The organism is Kitasatospora sp. NPDC056184 (assembly GCF_042268405.1).
Taxonomy (GTDB): Bacteria; Actinomycetota; Actinomycetes; order Streptomycetales; family Streptomycetaceae; genus Kitasatospora.
Window position 1 is genome coordinate 373,737 of the sequence record NZ_JBHJUI010000004.1, and the last position, 16,364, is coordinate 390,100.

The 16,364-nt window shown below is 74.7% G+C and carries 12 protein-coding genes; 2 read left to right on the forward strand and 10 right to left on the reverse strand.

Annotated elements, in window-relative coordinates:
• Positions 1-216 precede the first annotated feature (216 nt).
• Positions 217-1,500 (reverse strand): VanZ family protein, encoded by a 1,284-nt coding sequence (locus tag ACFC0B_RS11630; RefSeq protein WP_376084973.1) that lies wholly within the window; start codon positions 1,498-1,500, stop codon positions 217-219.
• A 186-nt stretch (positions 1,501-1,686) separates the two neighbouring features.
• Between ACFC0B_RS11630 and ACFC0B_RS11635 the strand changes: the two genes are divergently transcribed.
• The gene (locus ACFC0B_RS11635) at positions 1,687-2,028 is read left to right on the forward strand and encodes a cyclic-phosphate processing receiver domain-containing protein (RefSeq protein WP_376084975.1); all 342 of its coding nucleotides are present in this window, start codon (positions 1,687-1,689) and stop codon (positions 2,026-2,028) included.
• A gap of 337 nt (positions 2,029-2,365) precedes the next feature.
• Here ACFC0B_RS11635 and ACFC0B_RS11640 read toward each other — a convergent pair whose 3' ends face one another.
• Positions 2,366-3,499, reverse strand: a complete 1,134-nt coding sequence (locus ACFC0B_RS11640; protein ID WP_376084977.1) for a hypothetical protein — start codon at positions 3,497-3,499, stop codon at positions 2,366-2,368.
• A 509-nt stretch (positions 3,500-4,008) separates the two neighbouring features.
• On the opposite strand from ACFC0B_RS11640, the gene ACFC0B_RS11645 reads away from it, so the two are divergent.
• Positions 4,009-4,662, forward strand: coding sequence for a hypothetical protein (locus ACFC0B_RS11645; protein ID WP_376084978.1), 654 nt, complete (start codon positions 4,009-4,011; stop codon positions 4,660-4,662).
• 168 nt (positions 4,663-4,830) lie between these two features.
• Here the strand turns inward: ACFC0B_RS11645 and ACFC0B_RS11650 are convergent, their stop codons facing one another.
• From ACFC0B_RS11650 to ACFC0B_RS11685, 8 genes are all read right to left on the reverse strand, one after another.
• Positions 4,831-6,000: a serine hydrolase domain-containing protein gene (locus ACFC0B_RS11650; protein WP_376084979.1), complete on the reverse strand. Its 1,170-nt coding sequence runs from the start codon at positions 5,998-6,000 to the stop codon at positions 4,831-4,833.
• Positions 6,001-6,084: 84 nt separating this feature from the next.
• Entirely contained in the window at positions 6,085-7,188 is a 1,104-nt protein-coding gene (locus ACFC0B_RS11655) for a serine hydrolase domain-containing protein (protein ID WP_376085112.1), read from the reverse strand.
• Between the two features lie 340 nt (positions 7,189-7,528).
• Entirely contained in the window at positions 7,529-8,437 is a 909-nt protein-coding gene (locus ACFC0B_RS11660) for a S41 family peptidase (RefSeq protein WP_376084981.1), read from the reverse strand.
• Between the two features lie 189 nt (positions 8,438-8,626).
• The gene (locus ACFC0B_RS11665; protein ID WP_376084983.1) at positions 8,627-9,964 is read right to left on the reverse strand and encodes a hypothetical protein; all 1,338 of its coding nucleotides are present in this window, start codon (positions 9,962-9,964) and stop codon (positions 8,627-8,629) included.
• Entirely contained in the window at positions 9,954-12,203 is a 2,250-nt protein-coding gene (locus ACFC0B_RS11670) for a hypothetical protein (RefSeq protein ID WP_376084984.1), read from the reverse strand. Before ACFC0B_RS11670 ends, ACFC0B_RS11665 begins: the two co-directional genes overlap by 11 nt.
• A 172-nt stretch (positions 12,204-12,375) precedes the next feature.
• Positions 12,376-14,718: a protein translocase subunit SecD gene (secD, locus tag ACFC0B_RS11675; RefSeq protein ID WP_376084986.1), complete on the reverse strand. Its 2,343-nt coding sequence runs from the start codon at positions 14,716-14,718 to the stop codon at positions 12,376-12,378.
• A gap of 175 nt (positions 14,719-14,893) precedes the next feature.
• Positions 14,894-15,325, reverse strand: a complete 432-nt coding sequence (locus ACFC0B_RS11680; RefSeq protein WP_376084987.1) for a hypothetical protein — start codon at positions 15,323-15,325, stop codon at positions 14,894-14,896.
• A 372-nt stretch (positions 15,326-15,697) separates the two neighbouring features.
• Positions 15,698-16,339, reverse strand: a complete 642-nt coding sequence (locus ACFC0B_RS11685) for a dihydrofolate reductase family protein (protein ID WP_376084989.1) — start codon at positions 16,337-16,339, stop codon at positions 15,698-15,700.
• Positions 16,340-16,364: the final 25 nt, after the last annotated feature.

Here is a 16,364-nt window from a genome sequence, read left to right on the forward strand (position 1 = left end):
CGCCTGGCGACCGGCCGTGCGCGGGCGGTGGATCTTCCTCTCGTACCGGGTGCCGCAGGTGTCGAAGGCCGGGCCGTCCGCCGCGAGCCGGCGCGACCACCGCGGTGTCGTGAAAGCGGTTGCCGGCCACCGGGGTTGTCGCGTGAGCGGTCGAGGGTGCGACGGCCGTGGCGCATCAGCCGGCGGTGGTCGAGCTGGGCGTGACGAGCGGCGCGCTCACCCCTGGTGTGCCACGGACCGCCCCGTGACGGCGTCGATGAACTCGACCGTGCCGGAGCTCTGAGTCTCGCCGGGCTTGATGAGGTTGACCACCCAGCAGGGCCGCCACTGTCCGTCGATCTGCTTCGCCAGGAGGAAGGTGGTGTCCGCGCGGGATCCCGGTACGGCGGCGACGGCCCGCTGCTTGGCCGTGTCGGCGGTGACGGTGGGCTTCGGCAGCTGGGGGTCGGCGTCCCAGCTGGCGGACGACGTCATGACCCGGCCGGAGGTGGAGACGGTGATGTCCAGGCGCATGGGCATCAGGACGTTGTCGGCGTTGTACCGGCGGTAGGTGAGCATGTAGGCGCCACCCGCCGGGTCGGTGGAGGTCAGGGTCGGAGTCACGGCCCGTGTGAGGTCGGAGAACCAGGTCGCCGCGAAGTCGGTGCCGAGCTTGCGGACCTGGTCCCGGGTGAGCGGCCCCGGGTCGATCCGGCCGTCGGCCGAGGCGCTGTTGAGAAGGCGTCCGGTGGGCCACTCGATCCGGAACTCGCCGCGGTCGGTGGTGGCGTCGAGGATCGGCTCGGTGGGCCGCTCGGGGATGGTGGTCAGGCGGGTGGTCTGCAGCAGGGTGCCGGGGCCGAAGAGCTGGGCGGCGATGTGCTGGGGTATCTCGGTCTCGTCGGCCGCGGAGTGCGCGTTGAAGCCCGCCGCATCGTGATGGAGCGGTACGTACAGCCAGATGACGGCCGTGACGGCTGCAAGGCCGGTGCCGGCTGCGGCGAGGCCGTGGAGGCCGTCCCGACGTCCGATCAGCGGCTTGTGGCGGCGGAGCCACAGCCAGACGACCGCGACAACCGTGCCGACGAGCGCGCCGAATGCGTTGTCGACGAGATCCGCGGCGTCGCAGGAGCGGCCGGTTCCCAGCAGGGTCTGGCAGACCTCGGTCACGGCGGATAGCACCACGCACGCCGCGAGGACGGTCAGTGGTCGACGCAGGACCAGTGTGGCGAAAAGGGCGAGCGGCACGTACAGGGCGATGTTCATCAGCCCCTGCAGCGTGGTGGCCGTCTCCCACACCCCGCTGCCGATCGAACACGTCGGCTTCCCGGACGACCCGGTGACGGTCGGCGTCAGCGTCGCCGCGACCTCTCCCGCCAGCGACAGCCCCCAGAGCACCGTGGCGGCCGCCGGCCACTGCCGGGGCCGGGCTTGCCATAGAGCCACGGTTCCGAGGACCAGGCCGAGCACGGCGAAGACGGGGAGGAGAGCCGGAGTTGAGGAGAAAATCGCGTCGATCATCGGTCTTCCGGGATGCGGTCGGGCAGTGGCTGCGGAGGGGCCCAAAGCGGATCAGGATGACGGGGAGGGGTCTCCGCGTTACAGCGGGACCCGTCGGCCCACGGATCGCGATCAGGCAGCCCCGTGCGTGGGACGAAGCCCCGATACCCAATGGTCATCCCGCCCGCCCGCGGTGACAATGACCCCGTGAAGGAAGTACCCGCCCCGCCGCCGTCCGTCGTCCTCGGCATAGACGACCTCCGCGCCCTGCCCCGGGCCACGCGGATTGCCCGCACCAGCCGCGAAGGTGTCCGGCTTCTGGAAGAGCACCGCAGCAGCTTCATTGACGAGCTGTGGCTCGACCACGATCTCGGCGGCGACGACACCATCATGCCGGTGGTGACCCTCATGGAAGAGGCCGCCTTCAACGGACAGCCCTTTCGGATCGGGGCGGTCTTCGTCCACAGCGCCAACCCCATCGGTGCCGAAACCGTCGTCAGGTCACTCGCCCGCTGGAACTACCGTGTCCGGCGGGCAGCCGCCCAGTGATCCGTCTGAGGAGCAACCCTCAGGCGGATCCGCGGACGTGCTGCCGTCACCGGACGCGATCCTCGCTGCTCCGCTGACCAGCGGCACGTGCCACGGAAACCGGCCTGACCAGCTGGTCACGGGCTTGAACCGAGTGCCGTGATCCGCGTCATGGCAATTCTCGACGTCCTGTGAGTTCCACGACTGTCCAACCCCTGTGCGCCGGACGACGCCCTGACGAGTGCCGTCAAGAGTCCAGGCCCGGCTCAGCTTCTGTAGCGGTGACACCAGGTGTGGTCCGGCGGTGCGAGGAGAGTTCGGTCCGCGGTGCAACGCGGCCGCCTTCGGGGGCGGCACGTCACCGGATCATGACCTGCTGCTTGCTCACCCCGCCCTGGAGACCCGGGCCCGTGTTGAGCTTGGACCTGGCCGCCGCGAGCCCCCGGGCGGCGTGGAACGCCGTCGCCGGGTCGGCGCGGTCGGTCCAGGGTGCGGCGCCGCACCACGGGCCGAGCAGCCGGAACTGTTCGAGCGCCGCCTTCCACATCCTCGCCCGGACCAGGTGGTGGGCCAGCAGGTGCCGCAGCGGCGGGAGGTGCGGGTCGTGCTCGGGAATCAGCGCGAGTGCGTCCGTGGCGGTCTTCAGCCGTCGGCGTTCGAGCAGGGCCCTGAACGGTTCCTCCACGGGGTTGGCCTTGCCCCGCTCGTACAGCGCTTGCAGGATCAGGCCCGCCAGTGGGCTGCCGGTGGGCGCGTTGCGCACCGCGCGGCGGGCGAAGCGCATCATCGCGCGGTCGGAGCCGTGCCATTTGGCGCACCAGTACTGGAGGGCCTGCCAGTGCGCGTCGTAGTGGTGCGGTGCCCGGGCGGTCAGTTCGGCCCAGAGCTTGCGGAACCGCGCGCGCCGGTACCCCGCGCCGCGCGCAGCGGTGATCATGACGATCCAGGGGTTCGGGTCCGCGGGGTCGAGCACGGCTGCCCGGCGGGCTGCCTCGATCGCCGGGGGAAGCTGGGCGCGGAAGCTGGCCATGGCTGCCCTGGGCACCTTGCGGGCGGTGCCGCTGCCGCGGACCCGCCAGGCGCGTTGCACCATGAGATCGGCCTCGACCACGGCCGCGTCGCAGCAACCGGGCTCGGCCGTTCGCCACTTCCGCAGCCAGGCGTCGTCCGTGAGAGCGATCGCGGTCAGCTGTTCCACGCGCGACCAGCGTTCCTCCCAATCCTGCCCGGCTGCCGCGACGTACCCGGCCGCCGGCCTCCAGTCGTCCTTCCACGCGGCGTCGGCGACCGCCTGCGTCTCCCGCAGGCGAGAGCCGGCCGGGGGCGGCCCGGCCCGGTCCGGTATCAGCGCGGCGCGCGGAGGCATCCCGTACGCGGTCGGGTCGAACTCCGTCTCGATCCAGCGCCGGGTCCGGTTGGCGGCGAGGCTGATCGCGACGGTGATCACGACGATCGCCGCAGTGAGGATCACCCCGAGCACTTCTGAGGTCACAGCGGCCCTTCCGTGGCGTTGCTGGAGGCGGCCGTTTGACCACGGCGCATCATGACACACCCCCAGTGCGTCCCAGCGTGCGTACGCCGATCACCGCGGCTGCCTCCTCTGCTCGGACCGCGCGCCGTTGACGGATCGGACTCACGTACCGGCCGGCTTCGTAGAGGACCAACGGGGTTGATCCGGTCCGGGCCCCATTCCCGGCTTCCTCGCACTCGATAGCGGCGCGGGTTGCTCCGCCCGTGCGGACCCGCCCCTGCCCGTCGCCTCCAGGTGCCCGCGGGGCGCTCCGGGGCGGTGGGGCTGCTGTGTTCGACAGCTGCGTCACAACGGCGCCGGCCCGCTGCCCCCGCCGGTCGTGCTCTGGGACGATCGGCGCGCGGCATCGAGAGGTGCCCGGGGGAGGGGACCGACAGGGGTGGGGTGCGGTGGACATCCGGCGCAGGGGTGCGAAGTCCGGGAGCGCGCAGCAGCCGTCCGACAAACCGGGGCGGCCGCCCCGCCCGGTCGTGCGCGGGCTGGCTCTCGGCCTGCTGGTCGCGGCGGGCCTGGCGGCCGTGGCCGTCGGCTTCCGGTGGTTCTTCGCCGTGTACGACGACTTGGGCGCCTACCGCACCGCCCCGGTCTGCGGTACGGCGGCGCCGACTCCTCGCGAGGACTGCGTGCGGGGCGGGACGGGCAGGGTCGAGGCCCGGAGGGTCCGGTACAGCGAGGACGAACGCCACTACGAGCTGACCGTGTCCCGGGAGGGCGCGCCGACGCGCGAGCACGAGGTCGGCGAGGCGTTCTACAAGGACGCGGGGGTGGGGAGCGAGGTGGAGCTGAGGGTCTGGCGGGGCCGGGTGGCGGAGATCTCGTACCACGGGCACCGCGCCCGGACCCTGAGCCCGCCCCTGCTGACGGCCCTCGCCCTGTCGCTGCTGGTCGGCTTCGGGTCCGCCCTGCTCGTCCAGCGGCTGATCGAGCAGCCTCTGAGCGTACCGACGTCGATCGCCTTGAACGGTGGCTGGGTCACCTTCTTCGTCTTCATGGGTGCCTGCATCCTGCTGGAGCAGCAGTGGTCGTTCGCCCTCACCCTGGGCCTCACCGTGCCGGGCTGGCTGGCCGCGGCGGCGAGCACGGCGCTGATCTTTCCGGACTGGCTCGAACGCCGCTCGTCGTAGGGGTTGTTCGGCGTCCGGCTTCGGCCGCCCCCGCGGCCCACCCCCGCGGCTGTGGGGAGGACCTTCGGGACCTGGTGAGGTACCGAGGAGCACCGCCCATCGTGGCAGACCGGGCGGTACTCCTCTCCTCGGAGCCGGTCCGGAGCCGGTCCGGCCGGCCCGGCGGGGTCAGCGGCAGAGGGCCGTGTCGACCGCGTCGGTCAGGCGCTTGCCGGTGGGCGCGTCCGGGATGGTGGTGACGGTGATGTTCACGGCACGGCCGTCCTCCGTGACGCCGCCCCGGGTCCGGTAGCCCGGGGAGGTGCCGCCGTGGCCCCAGACGAGGCCGCCGCAGGTCAGCGGCCTGCTCTGGATCCCCAGGCCGTAGCGGACCCCGGGGCCCAGGAGTTCGGCCGGGACGGTGGTGCGCATCTGGGCGAGCTGGGCGGCCGGCAGCAGGCGGCCCGCCAGGAGCGCGCCGTAGAAGGTGTTGAGGTCGGTGTTGGTGGACACGACCGCCCCCGCGGCCCAGGCCATCGAGGCGTCCATCGCGGTGTAGTCGACCAGCGGCGCGTCCGGGGCGGTGCGCAGGTAGCCGTGCGGGTGGGGCTCGTGGACGGCGGTGTCCCCGGTGGCCGGGACGTAGGTGTGGCGCAGGCCGATCCGGTCGATGACCCGCTTGGTGACCTCCTCGCCGAAGGGGCGGCCGGTGACCTTCTGGATCAGCAGGCCGGCCACCAGGTAGTTGGTGTTGCTGTACTCCCAGCCGGTCCCGGCGGGGAACCGCGCCTTCTGGGCCAGTGCCCCGTCGAGGAGTTCGCGCGGCTCGAAGTAGCGGTACTGGATGGTGGTGAAGTCGGCCAGCGCGGGGGCGTCCATGTAGTCGGGCAGGCCGCTGGTGTGCTGGAGCAGCTGGCGGACCGTGATGTGCCGGCCGTCGAAGCCGTCGCCGCGCAGGAGGCCCGGCAGGTAGGTGTCGACGGCCGTGTCCAGGCCGATCCTGCCCTCGGCGACCAGTTGCAGGACGACGACGGCGACGAAGGCCTTGGTGTTGCTGCCGGCCCGGATCTGCCCGTCGACCGGGACCCGGGCCCCGGTGGCCAGGTCGCCGACACCGGCGGTGTAGGTACGGCTGCGGCCGTCGCGGCCCTTGACGGTGGCGAGGGCGGCGGGCATCCGGTCCTCCTCGACCAGCGCGTCGAGGCGCTGCTGCACGGCGTCCGGGCGCGGTGCGGCGGAGGCTGGGGGCGGGGACGGGAGGAAGGCGGTCAGGGCGAGGCCGGCGGTGGCCGCGGCCGTCGTGGCGTGCCGCACGAGGCGGATGCGGTGCGCCCTGCGCTGCGGGGCGTGTTCGTTCATCGGGACTCCACTGCTGGGAAGCGAAGGGGGAGGGGTGAGGCTGTGGCCGGGTGGCCGGGTGGCCGGGTGGCCGGTGCCCGGGGATCAGCGGCAGAGCGCCTCGTCCACCGCCTGCTCCACGCGCTTCGCGGTGTCGCCGTCCGGGATCGTGGTCACGGTGACGTTCACGGCCCGGCCGTCCTCGGTGGTGCCGCCCGCGGTTTCGTAACCCGGGATCGTCCCGCCGTGTCCCCAGGCGACGCCGCCGCAGGAGAGCGGGCGGCTCACCAGGCCGAGTCCGTAGCGGGCTCCGGGGCCGATCGCCTCGGCGGGGACGGTGGTGCGCATCTGGGCGAGCTGGGCCGCGGGCAGCAGGCGGCCGTCGAGCAGCGCACCGTAGAACCGGGTGACGTCCGTGTTGGTCGAGACGGCCGCGCCGGCCGCCCAGCCCCAGGACGGGTCCAGCTCCGTGTAGTCGCGCAGCGACCCGTCCGAGGCGCGCTGGTAGCCCTTGGGGTGGGCCTCGTGGATCGTCATGTCCCCGGGGGCGGGGAAGTACGTGTGGCGCAGGCCGATCCGGTCGACGACGCGCTTGGTGATCTCCTCGCCGAGCGGGCGTCCGGTGACCTTCTGGATGATCAGGCCCGCCAGCAGGTAGTTGGTGTTGTTGTACTCCCACTGGGCGCCGGGCGCGAAGTGGGCCTTCTGGGCCAGCGCGGCGTCGAGGAGTTCGCGCGGCTCGTAGTAGCGCTTGGGGGTGCTGAGCACGCCCTCGCGGTCCACGTACTCGGGCAGGCCGCTGGTGTGCTGGAGCAGTTGGCGGACCGTGATGTTCCGGCCGTCGATGCCCTCGCCGCGCACCAGGCCGGGCAGGTAGGTGTCCACGCTCGTGTCCAGGCCGGCCTTGCCCTCGGCGACCAGTTGCAGGACCACGACGGCGGTGAACGCCTTGGTGTTGCTGCCGATCCGCACCTGTCCGTCCACCGGCACCCTGGCCTTGGTGGTCGCGTTGCCGACGCCGGCCGTGTAGGTGCGGGCGCGGCCGTCGCGGCCCTTGACGGTGGCGAGGGCGGCGGGCACCCCGTCCTCCTTGACCAGCGCGTCGAGGCGCTGCTGCACGGCGTCCGGCCGCGGGCCGGCGGAGGCCGGTGCCGGTGCCAGGACGCCGGCCGCCACGGCGGCGGCCACCGCGGTCACGGCCGCCGCCACCCCGCGCCGGCCGCCGCGGAGGCGGTTCGGAAGGTGGTGCTGCGGTGCGTGCTCGTTCACGGGAAAGCCCCTCTGGGTAGGGCGCCGGAGCTCTTCTCGGCGCCCTACAAGAGGATCATCCGATGGACCGTCAATCCGTCCGCGCAGAGGACGAACCGCGCCCGGGAACGTGCTCCGGGTCGGGTCCGAGCACGGGACCGTGGTCCCGGTGCCGTCCGTCGGGGCACCCCCGGCTGCCCGCCCCGAGAGGTGCCGCCCGCCGTCTCCGCGCCCGGCGTGCGGGCGGTCGGCTACGGGGCCCGCGCGGGGCCCAGGGGCCGGCCGCGTCAAGGAGGAAGCTCTAGGCCGGACGCGCCAGGGCCAGGGTCAGTGCGCGGTCGAGCGCGGCCTCGGCGTCGCAGGGCACATCGGGCCGGACGCCGGTGCCCTCCCAGTTGGTGCCCGAGACCGGGTTGACCGCGCGGGCGACGGGCACGCTGAGCTCCAGGTGCGGGTGCACCGTCCAGCCCTCGCGCGGGTGCGCGCCGCCCCGGGTGGCCTCCCCGACGATCTCGGCGCGCCCGAGCTGCTGCAGGTCGTAGGCGAGCTCCTCGGCTGCGGAGAAGGTGTTTCCGCTCGTCAGCACGTACAGCGGCTTGCTGCCGCCGAAGCGGGCACCCGGTACGAACGGGGGTGTCCAGGACTGCTCGGCCACCTCTCCCTGCCGCGAGAGCAGGGTGTTGAGGTGTGTGCGGCCGTCGAGCAGGTAGCCGCAGACGAAGGCGACCGTGTCCGGGTCGCCACCGGTGTTGCGGCGAAGGTCCAGGACGAGGGCGCGGGCGGGTGCCACCAGTGAGAGCGCCGCGGCCAGCGGCTGCGCCGCCCAGTCCAGCGGGAACATCTTGGGTGCGATCTCCAGGACCGCGACCCCGCCGTCGAGGAGCTCCATGCGCGGAACACCGCCCAGGGAGGCGTCGAAGTCCCTCCGCATCGTGGCGAGTACCGCCGCGCCTTGTTCCGGCGGCACCGGCACGGCGTGGTACTTCAGGGCGAGGTGCAGATCGCCGTTGACGGACCGCAGGTCCGCGGTGACCGCCTCGGCCAACTCCTGGGCGGACTCGGCCGGGTAGGCCCCCTCGGCACTGCGGCGCCGCAGCAGGGCCGCCAGTTCCCGGGCGGCCTCGGGGAAGACGTAGTTCTCGCCGACCAGGTCGGCGGTCGACTCGACGACGGTGACGGCGTCCAACGCGGGCGATGTGGTGGAGGACATGGAGAGGCAGTAGACCAGTGGCCTGTCAAAGCGTCAAACGTGCTCAACGCTTGATCAGGTGAGCCGACAAACGGACGAGGACGTCCAGCGGATCAGCGACGGGCGCAACAGGCCCGCCCGGACGGCCGGTCGAACGGTGGAGCGCCGGTTCCGTCGGGGAACCGGCGCTCCGTCCGAGGGAGTGCGCGCTCACTCCTCGGTCGCACCGCGGTCCTCGGACTCCTGCCGGGCGCGGCTGAACTCGCCGGTGCCGACCCGGGCGGCGAGGGTGTCGTCGGGGCCGGAGAGCAGCGAGCCGTAGCCGGTGGCGGCCCAGAGGCTGCGGTCGGCGGGTACCTCGAAGTAGGGGACGGTGCGCCCCTGGTCGCGGACGGCGAGCACCTGGGGTGCGCGGCGGGCGTGCAGGGCCCGGGCGCAGTCCTCGCAGACGGCGACGTCTACGCGTTCCCGGCGGCCGAGCGGGCGCCAGGTGGTGCGGCGGGCGGCGGCGCCGTGCCGGGGGTCGAAGAAGCACAGCGGGAGCCGCGGTTCGGCGGCGAGCGCGGAGCGCCCTTCGGCGGCCAGGGCGAGCACGCCCGCCAGGTCGGGGATGCCGCGGGCGGCGTCCAGGACCCGGCCGGCCGCGTCGTAGGCGTCCAGGGCGCGGCCCAGGCCGGGGGTGGCGACCGGGTCGGCGCCGTCCACGGCCTTGCCGAGGGCGAGCACCTCGGTGGTGGCCTGCCGGCGCAGCCCGGCCTCGTCGGCGGCCTGATCGGCGGCGAAGACGGCGTCGGGGAAGGTGAAGGCGGTGTGCCGGGGCGAGCGGCGGCGGCGCACCAGGAAGGCGGCGCCGGCGGCGGCGAGGACCAGCGCCGCGGCGATGGCGAGCAGAGTCCCCGGGCCACCGGAGGTGGAGCCGGCGGCCTCCTCCTTCGCCTTGGGGCGGGCCGCGTACTCGCGGTCGGCCCGTGCGGCCTCGGCCTTGTAGACCTCGGTGCCCCGGCCGGTCCCGATCAGTTCGACGGCCCGGCCGACGCGGGCGGCCAGTCCGGCCTCCTTGAGTTCCTTGAGCATGCCCACGGCCATGGCCGCGTCGCGGGCCTGGTGCGTGTCCTCCGGCCACTCGGTGCCCCTGAGCCAGCTCCCGTACTCGTCGTTGGTGAGCAGGATCAGCTGAGGCCGGCCCAGGCGCTCCTGGACCACCGCGGCCAGGGACTTGGCGCTGCCGTCGAACGCGTCGCCCTTCTTCAGCGGCACCAGCACCACCTTGATCGGCAGGCCGGTCGCGGTGATCCGGTCGGCGAGTTCCCGCTGCTGGGAGGCGGTGACGGCGGCCGCGAAGGACGGGTCGACGTAGACCGGGGCGGTGGCCAGCGCCTCGACGATCGCCGTGGCGGTCGGTCCGGGGCCCGCGCCGTCCGCGCGGGCGGGGGCACCGGCGCCGAGCAACGCCGAGCAAGCCATCAGCAGCGCGGCGAACAGCCCTCCGAGCAGGCGCCGGTCGGGGCCGGCGGACGGGTGGCGGACGGTCGGGCGGTCACTGGACACTGGCGGACTCCCTGGCCCTGAGGATGAGTGCGTCGAGCCCTTCGCGGGCGGCCGGCAGGATCTGCCCGGCCTCGTCCCAGGCGGTCCGGGTGCGGTCGTTCGCCCCGGGCAGGCGCAGCAGCCGGTCGCGGGCGCGGCCCGCTCCGCCGCTGCGGAGGGCGTCCCCGCAGGCGGGGCACACCTGCGCGGACCGGGGGCCGATGCCGAGCTCGGCGAACCAGGCCGGCGCCCGGCCGCCGGTGGCTTCGCCGTGCAGCGGGTCGAGTCGGCAGACGGTGCGGTGGAGGTGGCCGCGGAGGGCGGCGAGCCCGGCCTGGGCGAGCACCACGACGGCGGTCAGATCGCCCGCCTCGGTCGACTCGTCGGGGCGCTGTCCGCTGCTGTGGGCGAGGAGTTGGGCGGCGTCGAGGCAGTCCCAGGCGCGGCTGCGGCCGGGCGCGTGCTGGTCGGCGGCGGCCAGTTGCGCGGCGAGTTCGCGGACGTCCTCGCCGGCCCAGGCGCGCAGTTGCCGCAGCGACGGCAGCGGGGTGGTGCGCCGGGGCCTGGCGTGTTGCGGCGAGGAGCCGGCCGCGCGGGCGTGCCGGGAGCGGATCACGGCCCGGGTGATGGCGAGGGCGGCCCAGGCCAGCAACAGCAGGACGCCGAGCAGCATCACGCCGAGCCCGACGCCGCCCCCGAAGTCGTTGCTGAACAGGGCGGGCAGCCGGTTGTCGTGCAGCGGGGGCAGCGTGGTGCGGCGTTCCGCGGGGTCGTGGCCCGGCTTCGGCTCGGCGGCGGCGACGGCGTCCAGCACCTGGTCCAGCCGCGGCGCCACGTTCAGACCCTTGGTCTGCCCGTACGCGTACCTGACCTCGGCCGGCACGCGTGCGAAGCGGCGCAGGGTGTCCCGGTCGGTGCCGTAGCTGTCGAGGTCGATCACGCCGGTCAGCGGGTCGACGAGGATGTAGACGCCGTCGCGGCCGGTGCGTTCGTGGATCCGGGCGAGCAGCAGGTCGCTGTCGTGGCCGGTCTCGTCGTCGCTGTCGGTGGGGGTGACCACGATGTGCACCGGGCCCTTGGGGGCGAGTTCGGTGATCCGCTGCCGGAGCGCGGGCAGCTCGGCGGCGGTCAGTGCGTCGGGGCCGGACGGGTCCTGGTAGACCGGGCCGGCCGTGAGCCCGGCGGCGATCTCGTCGACGCGGGCGTCCAGGTCGGCCGGGGTGACGTTCAGGTAGGGGCTGTCGATGACCTGGGGGAAAGCGGTGGGCGCGTAGTGCACCACGCCGAACACGGCGGCGGCCGTCGCCAGCAGCGTCACCGGCAGCAGGCCGCGGCCGCGCCACGCGGCGCCCCGGCCCCGGGCACCGTGTGGCGCCTCCGGCTCCTTGTCCAGACTGACGGCGGCCTTCCTGCCCGGGCCGGCGGCCGGGGCCGCGCCGGTCGGCTCGCCGGGGCGGCCGGGCTGTGGGCCGGCCTTCCGGGCGGGGGCGGGGCCCGAGGCGCGGGTCCGGCGGAGGGAGAGGCGCAGGCCCAAGGCCAGCACCAGGCCGGGAATCACCACCACGGCCAGCCCGAGCAGGAGGTTCTGGTTCTGCCGGTCGGTGGCGCTGATGTACAGGCGACGCCGGTCGCTGTCGTGGTACCGGCTGTGCACTTCCTCGGCCCTGGCGGCGGCCCGGTCCTTGCCGGAGGCGACGGCGTCGACGAAGTTCTCGAACGCGGCGAGCGGCCCGGCGCCGTACGGGGTGCCGTACAGGGAGATCCGTCGGGCGTCGTCCACCGGGATGTCGACGCCGAACGCGGAGGCGGTGATGTGGCCGTAGCCGCCGATCACCACGTAGAGGCCGTCCGCGCCGAGCCGGTCGTGCACCAGGGCGAGCAGCGCGGCGTCGCCGTCCGGCAGCGCCAGCACGTAGGTCGGCACGCCGGTGCGCTGCGCGAGGGCGGCGATCTCCGGGGCGAGCGAGCGCGGCAGCCTGCGCGGCTGGGCGGCCGAGACGTAGACCGGGTTCCTGCGCAGTTCCTCGGCCAGGCGCTCGGACCGGGTCGCGCCGTCGGTGAGTTGACCGGTAGGCGCGGCGGTGGCGGTCGTCGGGGACGCTGCCGTGGGGCTCGGCGCGGTGTTCGGGTCGGCCGCAACGGCCGTTCCGGCGCTGCCGAGCAGTGCGAGCAGGACGAGCAGGACGAGCGCCGCGAGCGCCGTGTCCGCCCGGGCCCGGAAGGTTCCGATCCGTCTCCGTATCCCTGTCGGTGTCAGCATCGGCGCCCCTCCCGGTGGTTCGGCCGGTCACTTTACCCGTGCCTGGTTCGGACACGTGCGGACGCCCCGGTCCGGGCGGCGCGAGGCGGGGGATCGGGGGAGGCGTCACGGGGGCGGCAGGACGGTGCGGCACCGCTCCCGGACCGAAGTCCGGGAGCGGATCGCGCGCCGCTCAGACCACCGCCCCGTTGTGGTCGCGCGCCCGCGCCGCGCCCGCCGCGTGCGGCGTCCGGGCCTCGCGTGCGTTCCGTGCCTCCCGCGGCCGGTCCGGGAACCGCCCCTGGAGCAGGACGACCACCGGCATCGCGGTGAACACCGTCGACGCCGTGCCCATCAGGACCCCGGCCAGCAGCGCCACCGAGAAGTCGGCGAGCGAGTCGCCGCCGAGGACCGCCAGGGCCACCAGGACGAACAGCGCTCCCATGCCGGTGTTCACCGTCCGGGGGAGGGTCTGCGCCACGGCGCGGTCCGCGAGGTCCGCCCAGCTCGCCTTCGTCCCGGTCCGGCGCAGCTCGCGCAGCCGGTCCAGGACCACCACCGTGTCGTTGACCGAGTACCCGACGATGGTGAGCAGCGCGGCGAGGAAGACGCTGTCCACCGGCTTGCCCAGCCAGGCGAAGAGGCCGAGGACGAGCAGCAGGTCCTGCGCCATCGCGATCACCGCGGCGGCCGCGAAGGTCCACCGGAAACGGATCGTGAGGTAGAGCAGCTGGGCGGCGACCGCGAGCCCGAGCGCGGCCAGCGCGTAGCCGCGCAGCTCGCTGCCGAGGCTCGGCCCGATCAGCTCGTCGCGCTCCACGGACAGCTCGCCGGTGACGCCGGTGAGCGCCTCCCGGATGCGCTGCTGCTGGTCGTCGCCGGTCTCCTTGGTGCGGACGGACACGCCGGTGTCGCCGGTGGTCTGCACCACGGCCTGCGGGAACCCGGCACCGACCACCGCCGCGCGGGCGGCGTCCGCGTCGACCCGCTGCGCGGCGGTGTACTGCGCCACCCGGCCGCCGGTGAACTCGACGCCCAGGTCCAGGCCGCGCCCGCCGATCCCGGCCAGGGCGAGCAGCAGCAGGCCGGCGCAAGCGCCCAGCCAGCGCCGCCGGTGGCGCATCAGCCGGGGCGGCCGCCGGGTCAGCCGGGTCCGGAGCCGGCCGACGGTGGCCATGCCGGTCAGGGCGGGCCGCCGGGCGACGGCCGGCCGTCGCACCGCCCACTCGGCGAGCAGCCGGGTGATCAGCATGGCGGAGAACATCGAGGCCAGCACGCCGATGGAGAGCGTCACCCCGAAGCCCTTGACCGGGCCGGTGGCGAACACGAAGAGCAGCCCGGCGGCGAGCAGCGTCGTCACGTTGGAGTCGGCCACCGCGCTCCACGCCTTCGCGAACCCGACGCGGAGCGGGCGCCGCAGGTCGCGCTCCTTGCCGCGGCCGGCCGCCCGGGGCGCGGTGTACTCCTCCCTGGCCCGTTCGAAGACCAGTACGTTGGCGTCCACCGCCATGCCGATGGCGAGCACGAAGCCGGCCAGCCCGGGCAGGGTGAGCGTCGCGCCGAGCGCGACCACGGCGGCGTACGAGATCAGTCCGTAGAGGGCGAGCGCGACGGTGGCCAGCACCCCGAGCAGGCGGTACACCGCGATGATGAAGGCCCCGGTGCAGAGCAGGCCGATGACCGCGGCCAGGGCGCTGGCCCGGATCGCCTCGGCGCCGAGGGTGGGGCCGACGGTGCTCTGCTCGATCACCGTCACCGGGACGGGCAGGGCACCGCCCTTCACCAGGGCCGCGAGGTCGCGGGCCTCGTCGGCCGAGAAGCCGCCGGTGATCTGCGTCGAACCGCCGGTGATCCCCTGACCGCAGGGCACGCTGTCCTGGACGCCGGGGGCGGACAGGACGCGGTCGTCGAGCACGATGGCGACCCGCCGGGCGGGGTCGGCCGGCGCGGCGCACGCCGCCTCCCCGGTGAGCCGGGCCCAGGCGTCGCCGGCCGAGCCGCGGAAGGAGAGGTCGATGCTCCAGCCGAGGCCCGTCCGGGTGTCGAGGACGGCCGAGGCGTCCTTGACGCCGTCACCGGTCAGCGCCGGCGGGCCCAGCCGCAGGTGGCCGCCGGGGAGGCCGGGGTCGGCGAGGACCCGGGAGCCGTCCGCCGCGGGGGGCCCGGCCGGGCCGTCGGCGGTCGCGGTGACGGGGTGGAAGGTGAGCTGGGCGGTGCGGCCGATGACCCCGGCGGCCTCGCGGGGATCCTGGACTCCGGGGAGTTCGACGATGATGCGGCGCTCCCCGGCGCGGGCGAGCGAGGGCTCGGCGACGCCGAGGCCGTCGACCCGGCGGCGCAGCACCTCCAGCGCCCGGTCGGTGGCGTCCGCGTCGGCGCGGACGGTGGGCGAGTCCTGGGTCTCCAGGACGATCCGGGTGCCGCCGCGCAGGTCGAGGCCGAGGCGGGGCGGGGTGGTCAGGGCGACGTAGAGCGAGACACCGACGACGGCGAGCGCGACGAGCGCGCGCCAGAACGTGGCACGGCGAGTAGACATGGGTACTCCACGGGCGGTCCGCGGGAGCCGGGCGTCCGAGGGGACGCCGCACCCGGGACGGGCGGACGCGAGGGGACGGCGCGCCGCCGGGAACGCTCCGGGCACGGTGGCCGGAGTCCTCCCATCCGGGCCGCGGGCAGGCCGCGGCACCCGGGTCGGCGGGCGCGGTGAAACGTCAGCTGGACCGGGTGGAGGGGGGACCGCGGGTGTGGCGGGGGTCGTAGCGGTCGGACGGCGGCGCCCGCTCCTGGCGCGGCCCCTGGGCGTACACCCCGGGCCGGGGCCGGGGGGCGTCCGTCCGGGTGCCCGGGAGCGCGACCGGCGGGAGCGCGGGCAGCCGGACGCCGGGCTCGGCGGCGGTCGTGCGCCGCTGGGCGACGTCGGAGCCGGGGTGGTCCGCGGTGCGCCGGACCTCCGCGCCCGCCGGGCCGAGCCGTACGGCGGCGGGAGCGACGGGGGCGGCCGGGGCGGTGACGGCGGGCGGCGCGACGGGGGCCGGCTGCGCCGCGCCCGTCGCCGTACCGAGGAGGACCTGGCAGACGGCCCAGGCCGCGAGGAACGCGCAGGACAGCGCGGCCGCCGCGGTTCGACGTACGCGTCGCTCCACTCCGGCCCCCTCCCCGCTCGTGCCGCCACCCGGTCCCGTCCGAAAGAAGCTCTCACTGTAGGCGACGGCGCCGCCGCGCGGGGAGTCCGGGCGGCGGAGCTGACCGGCCGGGGCCGGGGGCACGGTCGTCATCCCGCTGGGCCGAGGGCCGCACTGCCATCGGCCAGGGCTGTCGTCATCGGCGCATCAGCACCACATCACTGGAGACCTCGTGAGCCGGGACCGGCTTCTGCTGCCCGTCCCTGACGGGTTCGGCCCAGGGCGAGCGCCGCGAGCGCGGACGGACGGACGGTCCCGCGCGGCCACCCGGGCGACCGTCCCGCCGACGTCGATGCCCACAACGATCCCGTCGGCGCTGACACCGGTCACCGGTCACCGATTGCCGTCGTGCCCGAGGCCGCGGTCGGGTGCGCTCATGTCGCCCGTGCCCGGCGTGCCGTCGGCGAGCCCGTAGCGCAGGTAGACGGTGCCCTGCGGATCGGCCGCCGGCGGTTCGAGGAGCGTCAGGTTCGTGGGCACCGCGCCGTCGTCGAACACCTTCTTCCCGACGCCGAGCACGATCGGGTGCACCCAGAGGTCGAGGCGGTCGAAGAGCTTCTCCCGCAGGAGGGCCTGTACCAGGTTCAGGCTCCCGACGACCTTCACCCGCTCGTGCCGGTCCCGGATCTCGCGCACCGCGCCGGCCAGGTCCGGGCCGAGGTGCGTGGACCCGGCCCACGACAGGTCCGGCGTGCCGCGCGAGGCCACGTACTTCGGGACGCGGTTGAAGAGCTCGGCGATCTCGCCCTCCTTCTGGTGCGGCCAGTAGCCGGCGAAGATGTCGTACGTACGGCGGCCGAGCAGGAGGGCGTCCGTCCCCTCGTACGCGGCGCCGATCTGCGCTCCGGTGACCTCGTTCAGCAGGGGCGCCTGCCAGCCGCCGAAGGGGAACCCCGCCGGGTCCTCGTCCGGTCCGCCGGGCGACTGCCCGACGAGGTCGAGGGTCGCGAACAGCTCGATGTGGATGAGGCCCATGTCTGTACTCCCGATGAGTTGGTCG

Coding starts and splice junctions, on each gene's coding strand:
- ACFC0B_RS11630 (WP_376084973.1), bottom strand. CDS start 1,500: ATGATCGACGCGATTTTCTCCTCAACTCCGGCTCTCCTCCCCGTCTTC.
- ACFC0B_RS11650 (WP_376084979.1), bottom strand. CDS start 6,000: ATGAACGAACACGCCCCGCAGCGCAGGGCGCACCGCATCCGCCTCGTG.
- ACFC0B_RS11660 (WP_376084981.1), bottom strand. CDS start 8,437: ATGTCCTCCACCACATCGCCCGCGTTGGACGCCGTCACCGTCGTCGAG.
- ACFC0B_RS11670 (WP_376084984.1), bottom strand. CDS start 12,203: ATGCTGACACCGACAGGGATACGGAGACGGATCGGAACCTTCCGGGCC.
- secD (WP_376084986.1), bottom strand. CDS start 14,718: ATGTCTACTCGCCGTGCCACGTTCTGGCGCGCGCTCGTCGCGCTCGCC.
- ACFC0B_RS11685 (WP_376084989.1), bottom strand. CDS start 16,339: ATGGGCCTCATCCACATCGAGCTGTTCGCGACCCTCGACCTCGTCGGG.